This window comes from Pseudomonas sp. DTU12.3 (assembly GCF_004124275.1).
Taxonomy (GTDB): domain Bacteria; phylum Pseudomonadota; class Gammaproteobacteria; order Pseudomonadales; family Pseudomonadaceae; genus Aquipseudomonas; species Aquipseudomonas helmanticensis.
Window position 1 is genome coordinate 4737320 of record NZ_CP027218.1, and the last position, 16433, is coordinate 4753752.

Sequence of the window (16433 nt, forward strand, 5' to 3'; positions counted from 1 at the left end):
TGATACACCGCCTTCGCGAGCAGGCTCGCTCGCACAGGGAAATTTGTATTAACCGGCTTTTTTGTCGGCCATGACTTTCGGGTAGAAACGTTTGATCGCCAGGTCTGCGTTGTCGATCAGGGTCATGCACGCCCACACGCCGCGAGCGGAATCGCGGGCGACGATGGCGTCGGCCATGTCTTTGTGGATCGGCAACGTGCGGCGCAGTTCATCCGGGTCGGCGGCAGAGACTTCGAACGACACCGCGAGCAATGCGCCGAGCGCCGGGACCATTTGTTCGATGAATTGATTGTGGCTCGCGGCGAGAATGCATTCGTGGAAGGCCTGATCCGCGCGGTTGTAATCGATGCCGCTGTCGACGGCGCGCTCAAGGGCGTTGTAAGCCAGTTGCACCGCTTCGATCTGTTCGAGGGTTGCCCGCTCACAGGCCCAGCGCACGGCCATCGGCTCGATGGTGCGACGCAGGTCGAGCAAGTCATCGACGAAGTTCTCCGGCAAACCGTTGCGCGACAGCCAACCGACGACTTGCGGATCGAACAGGTTCCAGCGCCGCACCGGCAGCACGCGGGTGCCGACTTTCGGCCCGACTTCGAGCATGCCTTTGGCAACGAGGGTTTTGATCGCTTCACGGATGACGGTGCGGCTCACCCCGAGTTGCTCACCGAGGTCGGCCTCGACCTTGATGGTCTGCCCCGGTTTGACCTGGCCGGCGGCGATCCAGCTGCCGAGCCAGTCGACCGTGGATGCATGAAAGCTGCTGGACATGAACACCTCAAAGCGGAACGCGATGGGTGATCAAGCTAATCATCATATGATTAACAGTCAACACAAAACCCAATGTGGGAGGGGGCTTGCTCCCGAAGGCGGCGTGACAGTCACCCAAAATATTGACTGATACAACGCATTCGGGAGCAAGCCCCCTCCCACATTTAATTCTTTATCAGGGTTCGAGGCCGATGCGGAAGAACTCGCCGCCGCTCCACACGCCCAACCAGCGCTGGCCATCAATCTCACGACTGACCGCCAGCTCCACCAGTTGGTAGAAGACATTGCGGTGAATCAGCGCTTCAAGGTTGCTGCGCACATGCACGTAGGGCGCAGGCTCTTGGGTCGCCGGATCGATCTCGACGCGAATCGGATGCTCAGTCCCGGCTTCGGCGGTTTCTTCAACGTTGGTGGTAAAGCGCAACAACTGCGCCTCCCCCTCGCCTTCAACCTCGACGGCAACCGCCACAAACGGCGCATCGTCAACCTTGATCCCAACCTTCTCGACCGGTGTGATCAGGAAATAGTCATCGCCATCGCGGCGCATGATCGTCGAGAACAACTTGACCATCGGCTTGCGTCCGATCGGCGTGCCCTGGTAATACCAGGTGCCGTCGCGGGCGATGCGCATGTCGATGTCGCCGCAGAAGTCCGGGTTCCACAAGTGCACCGGCGGCAAGCCTTTGGTTTTCGGGATCTGTCCCAACAGGTCATTGGCTTTTTGCGGGCCACTCATGGCGTACTCCTTGAAATTACTGGTCGCCGATGCCCAGCAGACTGCGCGCGTATTGCGCCAGCGGCGGGCCGATCAGGTCTTCGGGTTTGCTGTCGTGGAACGTCAGTAAACCGCCACGACTCTTGATCCGTGCAGTATCAATCAAATACTGGGTGCTGGTCTCGATCAACATGATCTGAATCACCCCGCCGTCGATACCGAGACGATCAACTGCCTCCTGATCGAGCCACTCATCGGAGTTGCCGATACGGTCGTCTGCCTTGGCGAAACGGGTGTACAGCAGATAATGCGCACCGGCATCGCGGGCTTCGCCCATCGCCTGGTCGAGGCCTTCCGGCGCACGGGCGCGGCGAACCATCGGGAAGTATTCGACGAAGCCCTTGAAGGCTTCTTCGGCCACTACGTTGGGACGCGGGTAAGAACCGCCCGGCGGGGCAAACGCGCCTTGGGCGATGTAGATGAACGAATCCGGCTGAATGCGGAAGTTGTTCACGCGACGGCTGTCGCTATGGTCCAGCAACCCTGCATCGCTCATCTGGTAGCGAGTGCCCTCGGCCATATCGCTGACAGTCATACAGCCGCCAAGCGCCAAAACGGCCAGCAGCAAAACCAGGCTACGCATCCTATTCCTCCAGAGGCCGGTGACGGAAAACCGGCGAATGGCCATTGGATGCAGCTTTTGCGCCAGCTCTGTTTTTTCGTTGTTAGTTAGATCGTATTCGCGAGCAAGCCCGCTCCCACACGGGAACACATTCCAACGTGGGAGCGGGCTTGCTCGCGAAAGCGGTTTTTCAACCGCCGATGATCTTCATTACTGTGGCGCCGCCGGAAAACGCCACTTCCTGCTTGTCCCCCAACGCTTTGACCAGCAAGCGCTGGAGCGCCGGCAACGCCTGATGGCGCGGCTTATCAAGCAGATCGCCGACGTAATGGCGGTTGCTCGACGACAGGCAACCGTGCAGCCACCCGGTCGACGACAAACGCAACCGCGAGCACGTCCGGCAAAACGGCACGCTCTCGTTGGCGATCACCCCAAAATTGCCCAGGCCGGAAATCGCATAGCGCACGGCGGTGGCGTCAACGGGCGCGTCGGTTTGCGCATACTCATAACGCTCGCCAATCAGCGCCAGCAACTGCTGGAGGCTGACGAACTGTTGCAGGAACGCGTTGTTGTCCTTGGCCAGGTGGCCCATGCGCATCAACTCGATAAAGCGCAGTTCGAATCCGCGCTCCAGGCAGTAATCGAGCAACGGCATGACCTGATCGAGGTTCTGTCCGCGCAACGGCACCATGTTGACCTTGATCTTCATCCCCGCCGCTGCCGCCTGATCCATGCCATCGAGCACAGTGGCCAGATCGCCGCCGCGAGCGATGCTGCGGAACGCGCTGGCGTCGAGGGTATCGAGGGAAACGTTGATGCGGCGCAGACCGGCATTCACCAGCAGCGGGAGTTTTTTCGCGAGGAGCTGACCGTTGGTGGTCAGGCTGATGTCTTCCAGGCCCATCTTGCCGACAGCGGTCATGAACGATTCGAGCTTGGGACTGACCAGCGGTTCACCGCCAGTGATGCGCAGCCGTTCGATACCGGCAGCTTCGATCAGGTACGCCACGCCACGCGCCATGGCTTCGGCCGACAATTCATCCTGCGCAGCCACCAGCCGCTTGCCGTTGGGCACGCAGTAGGTACACGCGTAATTGCAGGCTGAGGTCAGGCTGATGCGCAAATTGCGAAAACGCCTGCCTTGACGGTCAACGATCATGATCACTCCGGCGATAGAATTTCGAGCCGCTAAAACTTGACTCACAAATCAAGTTTTAGCAAGCCCTATGCCTGAGTATATTCCTGCGGTACTGCGTCATGTAGCGAAATCATGGCGCAATAAGGCAGCTGAATGGCTCAGCTGCTCGGGGTTTCCGGGTCGCGCTTGCGCTTGTTGCCCATGCGCACGCCGATGTCCATCAGGAACTGGAAGAAACCTTCCTGATCTTCCAGCACATTGCTCCAGAACGGCGAGTGATACAGCGCAACAGCGCCGTGCACCAGCGCCCAGGATGCGCAGTAATGGAAATACGGCGGCACGTCTTCAAGCTTGCCTTCGCTGATGCGGCCCTTGATCAGCAAGGTCAGACGTTCAAAGTTCGAGGCACGGATCTTGTGCAGTTCCTCGACCATCTCCGGCACCTGATTGCCCTTGACCACCTTCTCTTCGAGACGGTCGAACAGGCGATAGCGTTGCGGATCGCGCATGCGGAATTCGAAGTAGGCGCGGGACAGCGCTTCCTTGTCCTTGTCGACATCCGCCGAATGCAGCAGCTCGTTCAAATCGCGCTCGTAGTCGAGCATCAGGCGCAGATAGATCTCCGCCTTGGATTTGAAGTGCTTGTAGATCGTGCCTTTGCCGATACCCACGGCATCAGCAATCATCTCGACGGTGACACTGTCTTCACCTTGGTCGAGGAACAGCTTGAGCGCGGTATCGAGAATTTCTTGCTCGCGGCGACGAAACTCACGGACCTTACGAGGTTCTTTGTGCATAAGAAAAGGTCTGAAGGGTCAAAATTCGAAGCCGCGTATTATGCCTAACTTGCGCAAAAATGCACGGATCATCCGACCATATCTGTGTTTCTTGTTCGTTTTGAGAACGTTTTGGGCGCAATGAGAACTCAACTGAAGCGAACGTATTCCAAATTTGTTTAAAAACCCCGACCGGCTCACTGGACTGCACGCCAGACTGATCAATACTTGAACTGTCGGGCGACATCTCCCCCAAGTGTCGCGCCGATAAAGGTACCAAGGGACCGCGTGCCTTTGTTTTACTCCTAATGGTCTTAACCCGGATTCACCCCCCAGAACCCGGGTTTTTTTTGCCTGCGATTTGACTTCTCACGCAGCTCGCCCCTGTAGGAGCTGCCGCAGGCTGCGATCTTTTGATCTTGCCTGTCAAAATCAAGAACAAAAGATCGCAGCCTTCGGCAGCTCCTACACGGCAGATTTAACGGAGGCCAGCGGGAACAGGCGCTTGAAGTTCTCAGTGGTCTGCTCGGCAAAGCGCTCGTAGTTTTCACCACGCAGCATCGCCAGGAATTCCGCCACCTCGCGCACATACTGCGGCAGGTTCGGCTTGCCGCGATAAGGGATCGGCGCCAGATACGGCGAGTCGGTTTCCACCAGCAGGCGATCGGCCGGCACCTTGCTCGCGACATCGCGCAACGCATCGGCATTGCGGAACGTGACGATACCCGACAGGGAAATGTAATAACCCATGTCCAATGCCGCTTTGGCCATGTCCCAGTCCTCGGTGAAGCAATGCAGCACACCGGCCTGAGGTAACGCCGCCTCACGCAGCAACTCAAGGGTGTCGGCACGCGCGCCGCGGGTGTGGATGATCACCGGTTTGCCCGTCTGCTGCGCCGCTTGCAGGTGCAGACGAAACGACGCCTGCTGCAATTCGGCAGCTTCGGGTTCGTAGTGATAGTCGAGACCGGTTTCACCGATTGCCACCACTTTCGGATGATCAAGCTCGTGCAACAGCCAATCCAGCGCTGGCGCTGCGCCCGGCTGCACATCCAGCGGATGCACGCCCACCGAGCAATCGACGTCGTCATAACGTTCAGCCAGGGCTTTGACGTCGGCGGCGTTGTCGGCACTCACGCCGATGCACAGAAAGTGCCCTACTCCGCGCTGCCGGGCGGCATCGAGTGCGGCATCCAGCGAGCCGTCATGGGCGGCGAGGTCGAGACGATCAAGGTGACAATGGGAATCTACGAGCATAAAAAAGACGGCTACTTACATCGTATGAGTGGGACGGTCGGACTTCAGCGCTCCGGCCAGATGGGTTTCGATGCGACTGCGCGCGGTGTTGTCGCCATCGTTGAACTGCACGCCGACACCGGCGGCGCGGTTGCCTTGCGCACCTTTCGGAGTGATCCAGGTGACTTTGCCGGCGACCGGAATCTTCTCTGCCTCGTCCATCAGATTGAGCAGCATGAACACCTCATCGCCCAACTTGTAGCTCTTGTTGGTCGGGATGAACAGACCGCCGTTCTTGATGAACGGCATGTAAGCGGCGTAGAGCACCGACTTGTCCTTGATGGCCAGGGACAAAATGCCGTTGCGCGGCCCGGGACTGACAGGCTCATTCATGCTGACCTCCACTGCTGATGTTCAGAGTCTAGGTACACATTGTCATCTTTGGCCAGGCAAACTCGCCCATTGCACCAACAACGCTTCCAGCAGCAACGCCGGATTGAGGTTGGCCTTGCTCATGACCTTCTGCCGCTGGGCGAGAATCCAGTCCTGAATGTCGAGGACTTTGCCCTGCGCGCTTTTCTGCGCCAGATACTGCACGACCTTGCGCATGTCGGTCAGACCCAGGCCTGCCTCGTCCTGAGTCAATTGATAACGCAGGATCAGGCTCGACCAGTCACAGAACCAATCGAACAGACGCAGCATCGGAATGCTTTTCCATTCTTCGGCCAATTGCGTCGGCGATTGCTGCTGCTTGAGCAACTTCTTCACGCCTTCGACCACTTGCGCGCGCTGTTCGCGCACGCCTTGGGATTGCAGATTGACCGCCATCAATGGCGAACCGGCGGCCAGCGTGAGCAATTCGACACGTTCGTCCTGCGAACACTCCGGCAGGGCCTGAGCCAGCCATTGCAGGCTCATCGCCTCACCCGGTAACGGACAGGCCTGTTGCACGCAGCGGCTCTTGATCGTCGGCAACAAACGACTGGTCTGGTGACTGACCAGCAACAAAACGGTATTGCCAGAAGGCTCTTCAAGGCTTTTGAGCAAGGCGTTGGCGGCGTTGATGTTCATCGCCTCGACCGGCTCGATCAGCACCACTTTGCGCCCGCCTAGCTGCGCCGTCTGCACGACGAAACTGACCAGATCACGCACCTGATCGACCTTGATCGCCTTGTCGGCTTCTTCAGGTTCGAGGATGTAGTTATCCGGATGACTGCCGGCCCTGAGCAGCAGGCAGGATTTGCACTCGCCGCAGGCTTGCGGTGTCGGCCGCTGGCACAACAGGCTGGCCATCAGACGCTCTGCCAGCGCACGTTTGCCGATCCCGGCCGGGCCGTGCAGCAAATAGGCGTGGGCGTGCTGTTTACGCCCGGCCAGTTGCTGCCAGAGACTGTCTTGCCACGGATAGGCCTCAGCCACGGGCCAGCTCCAGCAAGTTCGGCAACAAGGTATCCAGCGATTGTTGAACCTTGGCCAAAGGCTGACCGGCGTCGATGCGCACATAGCGCGCGGGATCGGCTTCGGCGCGCTTGAGGAACGCGTTGCGCACGGCTTCGAAAAACGCCCGGCCTTCCAGCTCGAAGCGATCCAGACGGCCACGGGCACTGGCACGCGCCAGGCCGATTTCCACCGGCAGATCGAAAATCAGCGTCAGGTCAGGTCGCAGATCGCCCTGGACAAAGGTCTCCAGCGCCGCGATACGCTCCAGCGACAAACCGCGGCCACCGCCCTGATAGGCGTAAGTCGAATCGGTAAAACGATCGCACAGCACCACCGCGCCACGCGCCAGCGCCGGGCGGATCACTTCGGCCAGATGCTGCGCGCGTGCGGCGAATACCAACAGCAGCTCGGCATCCGGGGTCATGACTTCGTCTGCCGGCGCCAACAGCACCTCGCGAATTCGCTCGGCCAGCGGCGTACCGCCCGGCTCACGGGTCAGCACCACCTCGATACCGGCGGCGCGCAGGCGCTCGGCGAGGTATTCGCGGTTGGTGCTTTTGCCGGCGCCTTCCGGGCCTTCCAGGGTAATAAACAAGCCAGTCACAGGCAGTCCTTAATCAAAGTCATTGCGCGTTTTGTGGAGCGGCGGCTGCCGGTTCCGGAGTCGGCGCTGGCTCCTGCGGCGGAACTTGCGGCAACGCTTCCGGCGCAGTATCCGGAGAGGCCGCAGGAATCGCTTCCTCGGCAGCCGGCGCCGCTTCGGGCGCTGCTGCCGGGGCCGGACTGGAACGGTAATCCGCCCGTCGTTTGAGCTGGAATTCACGCACCGCACTGTTGTGCGCATCCAGGTCATCGGAGAACACATGGCTGCCATCGCCACGCGCGACGAAGTACAGGCTCGTCCCTTCCACCGGGTTCAGCGCTGCGTGAATCGCTTCACGGCCGACCATCGCGATCGGCGTCGGCGGCAGGCCGGGAATCACGTAAGTGTTATACGCCGTCGGCTCCTTCAAATGCGCGCGAGTCAACTTGCCGGTGTAGCGATCACCCAGGCCATAGATAACGGTCGGATCGGTCTGCAACTGCATGCCAAGAGCCATGCGCCGCACGAAGACGCCAGCGATTTGCCCGCGCTCCTGTGGCACACCGGTTTCCTTTTCGACCAGCGAGGCCATGATCAACGCCTGATAGGGTTCCTTGTACGGCGCATCGGCCGAACGTTTTTCCCACTCATTAGCCAACACTTCGTCGAGACGTTCGAAGGCTTTCTTCAGCAGCTCGGCGTCGGACATGCCACGCACGAAACGGTAGGTGTCAGGGAAGAAACGCCCTTCAGGAAACAGGCCCTTATGGCCAATCTTGGCCATGACATCGGTGTCACTCAAACCATTGAGGGTCTGAGTGAGTTTTTCGTCTTTGGCCAACGCCGCGCGCACTTGATGGAAATTCCAGCCTTCGACCAATGTCAGGCTGTACTGAACTACATCGCCACGCTTCCACAAGTCGATCAGACCGTTGACGTTCATGCCCGGCTGCATGCGGTATTCACCGCTGTGGATCGGCGTGCCGGCGAGGTTGAAGCGCCAGTAGACCCGAAGCCAGAACGCGTCCTTGATGACGCCATCGGTTTCGAGTTCGAGGAAAGTACGGGTCGGCGTCGAGCCTTTCGGCACATCCAGCAGTTCTTCCTGCGTGATGTTCAGGGGCTGTTCCAGCGCGGAGTGAATCTTCCAGGCGCTGGCGCCCAACAGCAGCCCTGCCAGAACCAGTCCGGTTTCCAGCAGCAGCAAAAGTTTACGTCTCACGAATCAGGCATCCAGTAGGGCGCGGGCAATGGTTTGCAGTTTACGGGTGAGCGGGCCAACCGGCCAGCTCAGTGCAGCGTAGGCGCGTACCGGCCAGACGCCATAAACGCTGTTGCAGACAAATACTTCATCGGCCCATTGCAGCTGTTCGAGGCTGATGTCGGCGATTTGCGTGGGGATAGCCAATGACTCGGCCTGAAACAATATTTCGGCGCGCATCACCCCGGCCACGCCGCAACGCTTCAAGTCCGGCGTGAGCAACACACCGTCACGCAGCAGAAACAGATTGCTGAAGACACCTTCGATGACTCGACCGGCCTGATCGAGCATCAAGCCTTCGGCGTGCTCGCTGTCCTGCCATTCGGCACGGGCAAGAACCTGTTCCAGTCGATTGAGGTGTTTGAGTCCGGCGAGCAATGGCTGATGAGACAACCGCGTGCTGCACGGAAACAGGCGAATGCCTTGCTCCGCGTTTACAGCGGGATAAGCCGCCGCAGGGTTGCCTTGCAGAATGCGTCGGCCCGGCGCCGTAGGATCGGGCGCATAACCGCGCAAACCGTCGCCACGGGTGAGTATCAGCTTGAGCACGCCCTCACCCATCGCTGCCGCGTAGCTCAGCAGTTCATGGCGAACCAATTGGATATCGGCGGCGATGGCCAGACGCGAGCAGCCATCGGCCAGTCGCGTCAGGTGTCGATCGAGCAGAACGGGCTGGCCGTCATGCACAGCGATGGTCTCGAACAGACCATCGCCGTAAGCCAGGCCGCGATCTTTCAGCGACAGACTGTCAGCCGGTTGACCGTCGACCCAGCTGTCCATCAGCCTGCAAACCGGCGGAATGCCAGGGTGCCGTTGGTGCCGCCAAACCCGAAGGAGTTGGACAGCACGACGTCGATGTCCATGTTGCGCGCAGTGTGCGGCACAAAATCGAGATCGCAGCCTTCGTCCGGCTCGTCGAGGTTGATGGTCGGCGGTGCGACCTGGCTGTTGATCGCCAGCACACTGAAAATCGCTTCGACCGCGCCCGCCGCACCCAGCAAGTGACCGGTCATCGACTTGGTCGAGCTGACGGCCAGTTTGTAGGCGTGCTCACCGAACACCGACTTGATCGCGTTGGCTTCGGCAAGGTCGCCGGCCGGAGTCGAAGTACCGTGGGCGTTGATGTACTGCACCTGATCGACGTTGATTTTCGCATCGCGCAGCGCATTGGTGATGCAGCGTGCGGCACCGGCGCCGTCGGCGGGTGGCGAAGTCATGTGGAACGCATCGCCGCTGGTACCGAAGCCGATCAGCTCGGCGTAGATGGTCGCACCGCGCGCCTTGGCGTGTTCCAGCTCTTCGAGAACCAGTGCACCGGCGCCGTCGGAGAGTACGAAGCCGTCACGGCCCTTGTCCCACGGACGGCTGGCGCGGGTCGGTTCGTCGTTGCGCGTCGACAGCGCACGGGATGCGCCGAAGCCACCCATGCCGAGACCGCACGCGGCCATTTCGGCACCGCCGGCAATCATCACGTCGGCTTCGTCGTACATGATGTTGCGCGCCGCCATGCCGATGCAGTGCGTACCGGTGGTACATGCGGTGGCGATGGCGTAGTTAGGTCCCTGTGCGCCCAGATGGATCGACAGGAAACCGGAAATCATATTGATGATCGAGCCTGGCACGAAGAATGGCGAGATTCGCCGCGGGCCCGTCTCATGCAGGGTACGGCTGGTTTCTTCGATGTTGGTCAGCCCGCCGATCCCCGAACCCATGGCCACGCCAATGCGTTCACGGTTGGCGTCGGTGACTTCCAGGCCGGAATTGCGCACGGCCTGAAAGCCGGCAGCGAGACCGTACTGAATGAACAGGTCGAGCTTGCGCGCTTCCTTGACCGACAGGTATTCCTCGACATTGAAGCCCTTTACCGAGCCGCCAAAGCGGGTGGAATAGGCAGAAAGGTCGGTGTGTTCGATCAGACCAATGCCACTGCGGCCAGCCAGAATGCCCTGCCAACTGCTCGGCACATCCGTGCCCAGTGGCGACAACATACCCATACCGGTGACTACGACGCGTCTACGCGACACAGCACTCTCCTTTTTCAAATGACGACGACTTTGCATCAGACCTAAAGAAAAAACCGCACGCCATGATGGCAGTGCGGTTTTTCCATGACAGCAAACAACGATTACAAGCTATTACGCCTGATGGTTAGTAACGTAATCGATTGCAGCTTGTACAGTAGTGATCTTCTCAGCTTCTTCGTCAGGGATTTCGGTCTCGAATTCCTCTTCCAGAGCCATCACCAGCTCAACGGTGTCAAGGGAGTCGGCACCCAGGTCTTCTACGAAGGAAGCGGTGTTAACCACTTCTTCTTCTTTAACACCCAGTTGCTCGGCAACGATTTTCTTGACGCGCTCTTCGATGGTGCTCATACCTTGTTTTCACTCCTAATGGACAAATTCAGGCAGCTGGCCAGTGGGTAAGTGTATAGAAAGACTTTTCAGTTTTTCAACTGAAAGCTTCACTCCTCAAACCCTGCGGCCCTCTGCCTATAAATAGATTGCAGCTTTATAACGGATTTTAGACAGCTCGTATGACATTTTTTTGAAGCAATCCGTCACATTTTACTTACATGTACATCCCACCGTTCACCGGGATTGTAGCCCCAGTGACGTATGCCGCACCGTCGGATGCAAGAAAAGCGACCACAGACGCGATCTCTTGAGCTTGCCCCAGACGACCCAGCGGAATCTGCGTCTGCAAGGCTTCACGCTGTGCTTCAGGCAGCTCGCGGGTCATATCGGTGTCGATAAACCCTGGGGTTACCGAGTTGACCGTAATCGAACGCGAACCGACTTCACGCGCCATTGCACGGCTGAAACCTTCCAGACCGGCCTTGGCGGCTGCATAGTTTACTTGGCCAGCGTTGCCCATGGCACCCACCACCGAGCCAATACTGATAATTCGACCCCAACGTGCCTTGGTCATACCGCGCAAAACGCCCTTGGACAGGCGGAATAGACTGTTCAGGTTGGTATCGATCACGTCGTACCACTCATCGTCTTTCATGCGCATCATCAGGTTATCGCGGGTGATACCGGCATTATTGACCAGGATCGCCACCGGCGCACCGAACTGCTCCTGAATGCTCGCCAGCACTGCGCTGACCGATTCATCGCTGGTAACGTTCAGCTCAAGGCCAGTGCCCTGAATACCGTTTTCCTTCAGGGTTGCCGCAATGCGCTCAGCGCCCGAAGCGGAAGTCGCGGTGCCAATAACGATGGCGCCCTGACGACCCAGTTCCAGCGCGATAGCCTGGCCGATACCGCGGCTTGCGCCGGTGACCAGTGCAACTTTACCTTGCAGACTCATGCAAGTTTCTCCTGATTCAGGCTTGCGCTGCACGGGCGGCAGCGAAAGCGTCTGGGGTATTGAGGTTGGAAGTCGCGACGCCTTCGGCGCAACGTTTGTTCAGACCGGCCAGCACTTTGCCCGGGCCGCATTCGACCAGATCGGTCGCGCCTTTGGCAGCGAGAGTCTGTACCGACTCGACCCAGCGCACTGGCTTGTAGAGTTGTTCGAGCAGATCGCGCTTGAGGGTTTCCAGATCAGCCGGCACTTGCGCGCTGACGTTCTGTACGACCGGGATCTGCGGCGCCTGCCAGTCGATGGCGGCGATGGACTCGGCAAAACGCTCAGCGGCCGGACGCATCAGTTCGCAGTGCGACGGCACGCTGACTGGCAACGGCATGGCACGCTTGGCGCCACGCGTCTTACAGCCTTCAATGGCGCGCTCGACAGCAGCCTTGGCGCCGGCGATCACTACCTGGCCCGGGGAGTTGAAGTTCACTGCACTGACCACTTCGCCTTGTGCAGCTTCTGCGCAGGCTGCCAGCACGTCAGCATCTTCCAGACCGAGAATGGCAGCCATGCCACCCTGCCCGGCCGGAACGGCTTCCTGCATCAGTTGACCACGACGCTCAACGAGCTTGACCGCGTCAGCCAGTGTCAGGCTGCCAGCGGCAACCAGCGCGCTGTATTCACCCAGGCTGTGACCGGCAACAAAAGCCGGACGCGCGCCACCTTCAGCCAGCCACAGACGCCACAGGGCGATCGAAGCGGTCAGAATGGCCGGTTGGGTCTTGTCGGTTTGATTGAGCAGCTCTTCCGGACCCTGCTGGGTCAGCGCCCACAGGTCGTAACCCAGAGCATCGGATGCTTCTTTGAAAGTTTCGAGGATCAACGGGTATTGCGCGCCCAGCTCGGCCAGCATGCCGAGGGACTGCGAACCCTGTCCTGGAAAGACGAATGCGAGGGAAGCAGACATGTAACAAGCCCCTAATGATCTTGTCGTCGGAAAATGACGCCCCACTTGGGGACGCAAGAAACTGACAGTTGGATGGCCCTTTGAACCGGGCGGTCACATTTAAGCATTGTCCGACGAAAACGCCTAAGACAACAAATCCTCCAGGCGACCGTGGAGGCGCTCGGGCAGATTCTCCTGAATCTCGATCAGCGCCCGCTGGATCGCACTTTGAAAGCCCTGAACCCCGGCCGAACCGTGACTTTTCACGACGATGCCCTGCAAGCCGAGAAAGCTTGCGCCATTATGTCGCGCCGGCGCCAGGTCCGCCTGCAAGCGCTTCATCAATGGCAGCGCCAAAGCACCGACAACACGTGAGGCGAAGTTCTTTTTGAACAGCGCCTCGATACGCGCAGCAATCATCGTCGCCAGACCTTCGCTGGACTTGAGCAGGATGTTGCCGACAAAACCGTCGCACACCACAACATCGGCCTCACCACGATACAGGCCATCGCCTTCGATGAAGCCGATGTAGTTGATGCCACGAGCAGCCTGCAACAACGTCGCCGCGAGCTTGACCTGCTGATTGCCCTTGATGTCTTCAGTGCCGATGTTCAGCAGCGCCACACGCGGGCGGTGGATACCCAGCGTCTGCGCCGCCACCGAGCCCATCACCGCAAACTGCAGCAGATGCTCGGCACTGCAATCGACATTCGCGCCCAGATCGAGCAACTGACAAAAACCCTTCTGTGTCGGAATCGCCGCCACCATCGCCGGGCGATCAATACCCGGCAAGGTTTTCAGCACAAATCGCGACAGCGCCATCAGCGCACCGGTGTTACCGGCACTGACACACGCCTGAGCCTTGCCGTCACGCACCAGTTCGAGAGCGACACGCATCGACGAATCCGGCTTGCCACGCAGGGCCTGGGCAGGTTTTTCGTCCATGGTGATGACTTCGCTGGCCGCAACAATCGTCAGGCGCGCGCGATCGGCAGCCGATTGGCCGTGGATCAGTTCTTCAAGAAGGGAGGGTTGACCGACGAGGGTCAGGTGCAGCGAGGGCGTAGCAGACAGGCAAGCAAGGCTGGCCTGAACAATGCTGCGGGGACCGAAGTCCCCGCCCATTGCGTCAATCGCGATGACTTGAGCAGACAAGTGATTACTCGTCAGCGCCCTTGTCGATCACTTTACGGCCACGGTATACGCCTTCTGGCGATACGTGGTGACGCAGGTGAATTTCACCGGTGGTTTTTTCTACAGACAGAGTGCTTGCCGTCAGGGCATCGTGCGAACGACGCATGTCACGGGCAGAGCGGGATTTTTTGTTCTGCTGAACAGCCATAATTGATTAACTCCTAAACGTTTGGGTCACGCTTTAACTGCGCCAATACACTGAACGGGTTGGACCGCGTTGACTCGTCCTCGCTCGGTTCGGGCTCATCGAGACCCGCCGGCTGCTGGCATTCTTCCGGATGATGAGCAGGCACAATGGGCAAGGCGAGCAGAAGCTCCTCCTCGATCAGTGACTGCAGATCCAATGGATCTTCGCCCAGTTCCAGCACGTCATAACCTTTCGGCAACGACTGGGTATTCGCACCCTCTTTCACCACAGCATAACTGCATTCGCTGTGGATCGGCAGGGTGACCAGCTCAAGACAACGCTGGCAAACCATTTTGACCTCGGTGTCGATAAAGCTGTGGATAACCACAGATTTACGTTCATCTCGTTCAAAAACGAATTTCGCCTGCACCGTACCGACATTGTCGGAAAGCGGGTCGCAGAGTCTCTCCAAATCGGCCAGCAGCATTTCACCTTGAAGGGTGGTGCCACGATCAGCCAATTTGCGCGGGTCAACGTGAGGTGGAATCGGGTCATTCAACATAGGCGCAGCATTATAGGGATGCACCCACCCATGTCAAAGGAAATTGTGCCCTGTCCGTCACTTGCGTGCCTCCGCTAGAATTCGCACCTGCCTCAGGAGACGCGAATGCTGCCTTTATTACTCGCTTCAAGCTCGACCTATCGTCGCGAATTGCTCGCCCGCCTGCACCTGCCGTTCGTCTGCAGCTCGCCGGATATCGATGAAAGTCATCGCCCGGGCGAGTCCGCCATCGAACTGGTCAAACGCCTTGCCGAGCAAAAAGCCCGGGCATTGGCTGACAGTCACCCCGCCCACCTGATCATCGGCTCGGACCAGGTGGCCGTGCTCGGCAAGCAGATCATCGGCAAGCCGCATACCTTCGAGAAAGCTCGCGAGCAACTGATGGCGGCCAGCGGCGCCAGCGTGACCTTCCTGACCGGCCTGGCCCTGCTCAACAGCCAGACAGGCGAGTGCCGGGTCGATTGCGTGCCGTTTACCGTGCATATGCGCCAACTCGACCAGGCGCGCATTGAGCGCTATCTGCGCATCGAGCAGCCGTATGACTGCGCAGGCAGCTTCAAGGCGGAAGGACTGGGGGTGAGCCTGTTTCAGTCGACCGAAGGCCCGGACGCGACCAGCCTGATCGGTTTGCCGCTGATTCGCCTGATCGACATGTTGCTGGCTGAAGGTGTGCAGATCCCTTAAAGCAAAAGATCGCAGCCTGCGGCAGCTCCTACAGGGATTTACCTTCCCATGCAGGAGCTGCCGCAGGCTGCGATCTTTTGACCTTTACAACGAATCAGCGCAACGAAGGCCCGTGGAAACCCATCCACATCGCCAACTGCTCAGCCACACTGGCACCGAGCTTCTTCGAGAACCGATCAAACGGCGATTCCTGAACGGTGAAGTCCACCAGCTCCTTCTCGCCAATCACATCGCGCGCCACCGAGCTGGCATTGCCCAGCCCGTCGATCAAGCCCAGCGGCAGCGCCTGCTCGCCTGACCAGACCAGCCCGGAGAACAACTCCGGATGTTCTTTGTCCTTCAAGCGATCGCCACGCCCCTGCTTGACGCTGTTGATGAACTGCTTGTGCGTCGTATCCAGCACACTCTGCCAGAAGGCCGTCTCTTCAGGCTTCTGCGGCTGGAACGGATCGAGGAACGACTTGTGCTCGCCCGAGGTGTAGGTGCGACGCTCAACGCCTAGCTTCTCCATGGTGCCGACAAAACCATAACCCGCCGCCGTCACACCAATGGAGCCGACCAGACTCGCCTTGTCGGCGTAGATCTGATCCGCTGCGCTGGCGATGTAATAGGCACCGGACGCACCGAGATCGGAAATCACCGCATACACTTTGATATCCGGATGCAGGCCACGCAGACGCTTGATCTCGTCATAGACATAACCCGACTGCACCGGACTGCCGCCAGGGCTGTTGATGCGCAGGATGACGCCCTTGACCTTCTTGTCCTCGAACGCGGCACGCAGGCTGCCGACGATGTTGTCGGCACTGGCCGGTTCCTTGTCGGCGATCATTCCAGTGATGTCGATCAACGCGGTGTAGTTCGGCCCGCGCGTGGCGCTTTTTTCCATATCCATCAGCGGCGTGAACAGAATCAACGCCACAAACAGATAAACAAACGTCAGCAGCTTGAAGAAAATCCCCCAGCGACGCGAACGACGCTGCTCCTGCACGCCAGCCAGCAGCGTTTTTTCCAACAGCTTCCAGCTTTTCTGGTCACCGTCGTCGGCACTTGCCTTGGCCGGTGCTTTCCATTCGTCGGTCAT

Annotated in this window: 20 protein-coding genes; 1 reads left to right on the forward strand and 19 read right to left on the reverse strand. The window is 59.2% G+C overall.

Annotated features, from left to right (window positions below):
- Window positions 1–48 precede the first annotated feature (48 nt).
- The 18 genes from C2E19_RS21650 to C2E19_RS21740 all read right to left on the reverse strand — a co-directional run bounded on the left by C2E19_RS21650 (window position 49) and on the right by C2E19_RS21740 (window position 14665).
- Window positions 49–765: a FadR/GntR family transcriptional regulator gene (locus C2E19_RS21650; protein WP_129395015.1), complete on the reverse strand. Its 717-nt coding sequence runs from the start codon at window positions 763–765 to the stop codon at window positions 49–51.
- A 175-nt stretch (window positions 766–940) separates the two neighbouring features.
- Window positions 941–1501, reverse strand: coding sequence for a DUF1285 domain-containing protein (locus C2E19_RS21655; RefSeq protein WP_129395016.1), 561 nt, complete (start codon window positions 1499–1501; stop codon window positions 941–943).
- Window positions 1502–1517: 16 nt separating this feature from the next.
- Window positions 1518–2123: a DUF4823 domain-containing protein gene (locus tag C2E19_RS21660; RefSeq protein ID WP_129395017.1), complete on the reverse strand. Its 606-nt coding sequence runs from the start codon at window positions 2121–2123 to the stop codon at window positions 1518–1520.
- A 169-nt stretch (window positions 2124–2292) separates the two neighbouring features.
- The gene (locus C2E19_RS21665) at window positions 2293–3261 is read right to left on the reverse strand and encodes a GTP 3',8-cyclase MoaA (protein WP_129395018.1); all 969 of its coding nucleotides are present in this window, start codon (window positions 3259–3261) and stop codon (window positions 2293–2295) included.
- A 137-nt stretch (window positions 3262–3398) separates the two neighbouring features.
- Entirely contained in the window at window positions 3399–4037 is a 639-nt protein-coding gene (locus C2E19_RS21670) for a TetR/AcrR family transcriptional regulator (RefSeq protein ID WP_007908276.1), read from the reverse strand.
- A gap of 444 nt (window positions 4038–4481) precedes the next feature.
- Window positions 4482–5273: a TatD family hydrolase gene (locus C2E19_RS21680; protein WP_129395019.1), complete on the reverse strand. Its 792-nt coding sequence runs from the start codon at window positions 5271–5273 to the stop codon at window positions 4482–4484.
- A gap of 15 nt (window positions 5274–5288) precedes the next feature.
- Window positions 5289–5645, reverse strand: coding sequence for a PilZ domain-containing protein (locus C2E19_RS21685; protein WP_129395020.1), 357 nt, complete (start codon window positions 5643–5645; stop codon window positions 5289–5291).
- Between the two features lie 42 nt (window positions 5646–5687).
- Window positions 5688–6671, reverse strand: a complete 984-nt coding sequence (locus C2E19_RS21690) for a DNA polymerase III subunit delta' (protein ID WP_129395021.1) — start codon at window positions 6669–6671, stop codon at window positions 5688–5690.
- A complete protein-coding gene (gene tmk, locus C2E19_RS21695; protein WP_129395022.1) occupies window positions 6664–7296 on the reverse strand; it encodes a dTMP kinase in 633 nt (210 codons plus the stop codon). The genes C2E19_RS21690 and tmk overlap by 8 nt, the downstream gene beginning before the upstream one ends.
- Before the next feature lie 19 nt (window positions 7297–7315).
- On the reverse strand, window positions 7316–8497 hold the full coding sequence (mltG, locus tag C2E19_RS21700) for an endolytic transglycosylase MltG (protein ID WP_129395023.1): 1182 nt from the start codon (window positions 8495–8497) through the stop codon (window positions 7316–7318).
- Window positions 8498–8500: 3 nt separating this feature from the next.
- Window positions 8501–9316: an aminodeoxychorismate lyase gene (gene pabC / locus C2E19_RS21705; protein ID WP_129395024.1), complete on the reverse strand. Its 816-nt coding sequence runs from the start codon at window positions 9314–9316 to the stop codon at window positions 8501–8503.
- Window positions 9316–10560 (reverse strand): beta-ketoacyl-ACP synthase II, encoded by a 1245-nt coding sequence (fabF, locus tag C2E19_RS21710; RefSeq protein ID WP_053122604.1) that lies wholly within the window; start codon window positions 10558–10560, stop codon window positions 9316–9318. The genes pabC and fabF overlap by 1 nt, the downstream gene beginning before the upstream one ends.
- Window positions 10561–10671: 111 nt before the next feature.
- A complete protein-coding gene (acpP, locus tag C2E19_RS21715) occupies window positions 10672–10908 on the reverse strand; it encodes an acyl carrier protein (RefSeq protein ID WP_003442511.1) in 237 nt (78 codons plus the stop codon).
- A gap of 196 nt (window positions 10909–11104) precedes the next feature.
- Window positions 11105–11848 carry a 3-oxoacyl-ACP reductase FabG gene (gene fabG, locus C2E19_RS21720; protein ID WP_007908254.1) on the reverse strand — a complete coding sequence of 248 codons (744 nt, stop codon included), beginning with the start codon at window positions 11846–11848 and terminating at the stop codon, window positions 11105–11107.
- A gap of 16 nt (window positions 11849–11864) precedes the next feature.
- Window positions 11865–12803, reverse strand: a complete 939-nt coding sequence (gene fabD, locus C2E19_RS21725) for an ACP S-malonyltransferase (protein ID WP_129395025.1) — start codon at window positions 12801–12803, stop codon at window positions 11865–11867.
- 123 nt (window positions 12804–12926) lie between these two features.
- A complete protein-coding gene (plsX, locus tag C2E19_RS21730; protein WP_129395026.1) occupies window positions 12927–13937 on the reverse strand; it encodes a phosphate acyltransferase PlsX in 1011 nt (336 codons plus the stop codon).
- Between the two features lie 4 nt (window positions 13938–13941).
- Window positions 13942–14124, reverse strand: a complete 183-nt coding sequence (gene rpmF / locus C2E19_RS21735; RefSeq protein ID WP_008152339.1) for a 50S ribosomal protein L32 — start codon at window positions 14122–14124, stop codon at window positions 13942–13944.
- A 13-nt stretch (window positions 14125–14137) separates the two neighbouring features.
- Window positions 14138–14665: a YceD family protein gene (locus tag C2E19_RS21740; RefSeq protein ID WP_007908248.1), complete on the reverse strand. Its 528-nt coding sequence runs from the start codon at window positions 14663–14665 to the stop codon at window positions 14138–14140.
- A gap of 105 nt (window positions 14666–14770) precedes the next feature.
- Here C2E19_RS21740 and C2E19_RS21745 point away from each other — a divergent pair, with 105 nt between their 5' ends.
- Window positions 14771–15349 (forward strand): nucleoside triphosphate pyrophosphatase, encoded by a 579-nt coding sequence (locus C2E19_RS21745; RefSeq protein WP_129395027.1) that lies wholly within the window; start codon window positions 14771–14773, stop codon window positions 15347–15349.
- Window positions 15350–15443: 94 nt separating this feature from the next.
- Here the strand turns inward: C2E19_RS21745 and sppA are convergent, their stop codons facing one another.
- A complete protein-coding gene (sppA, locus tag C2E19_RS21750) occupies window positions 15444–16433 on the reverse strand; it encodes a signal peptide peptidase SppA (protein ID WP_129395028.1) in 990 nt (329 codons plus the stop codon).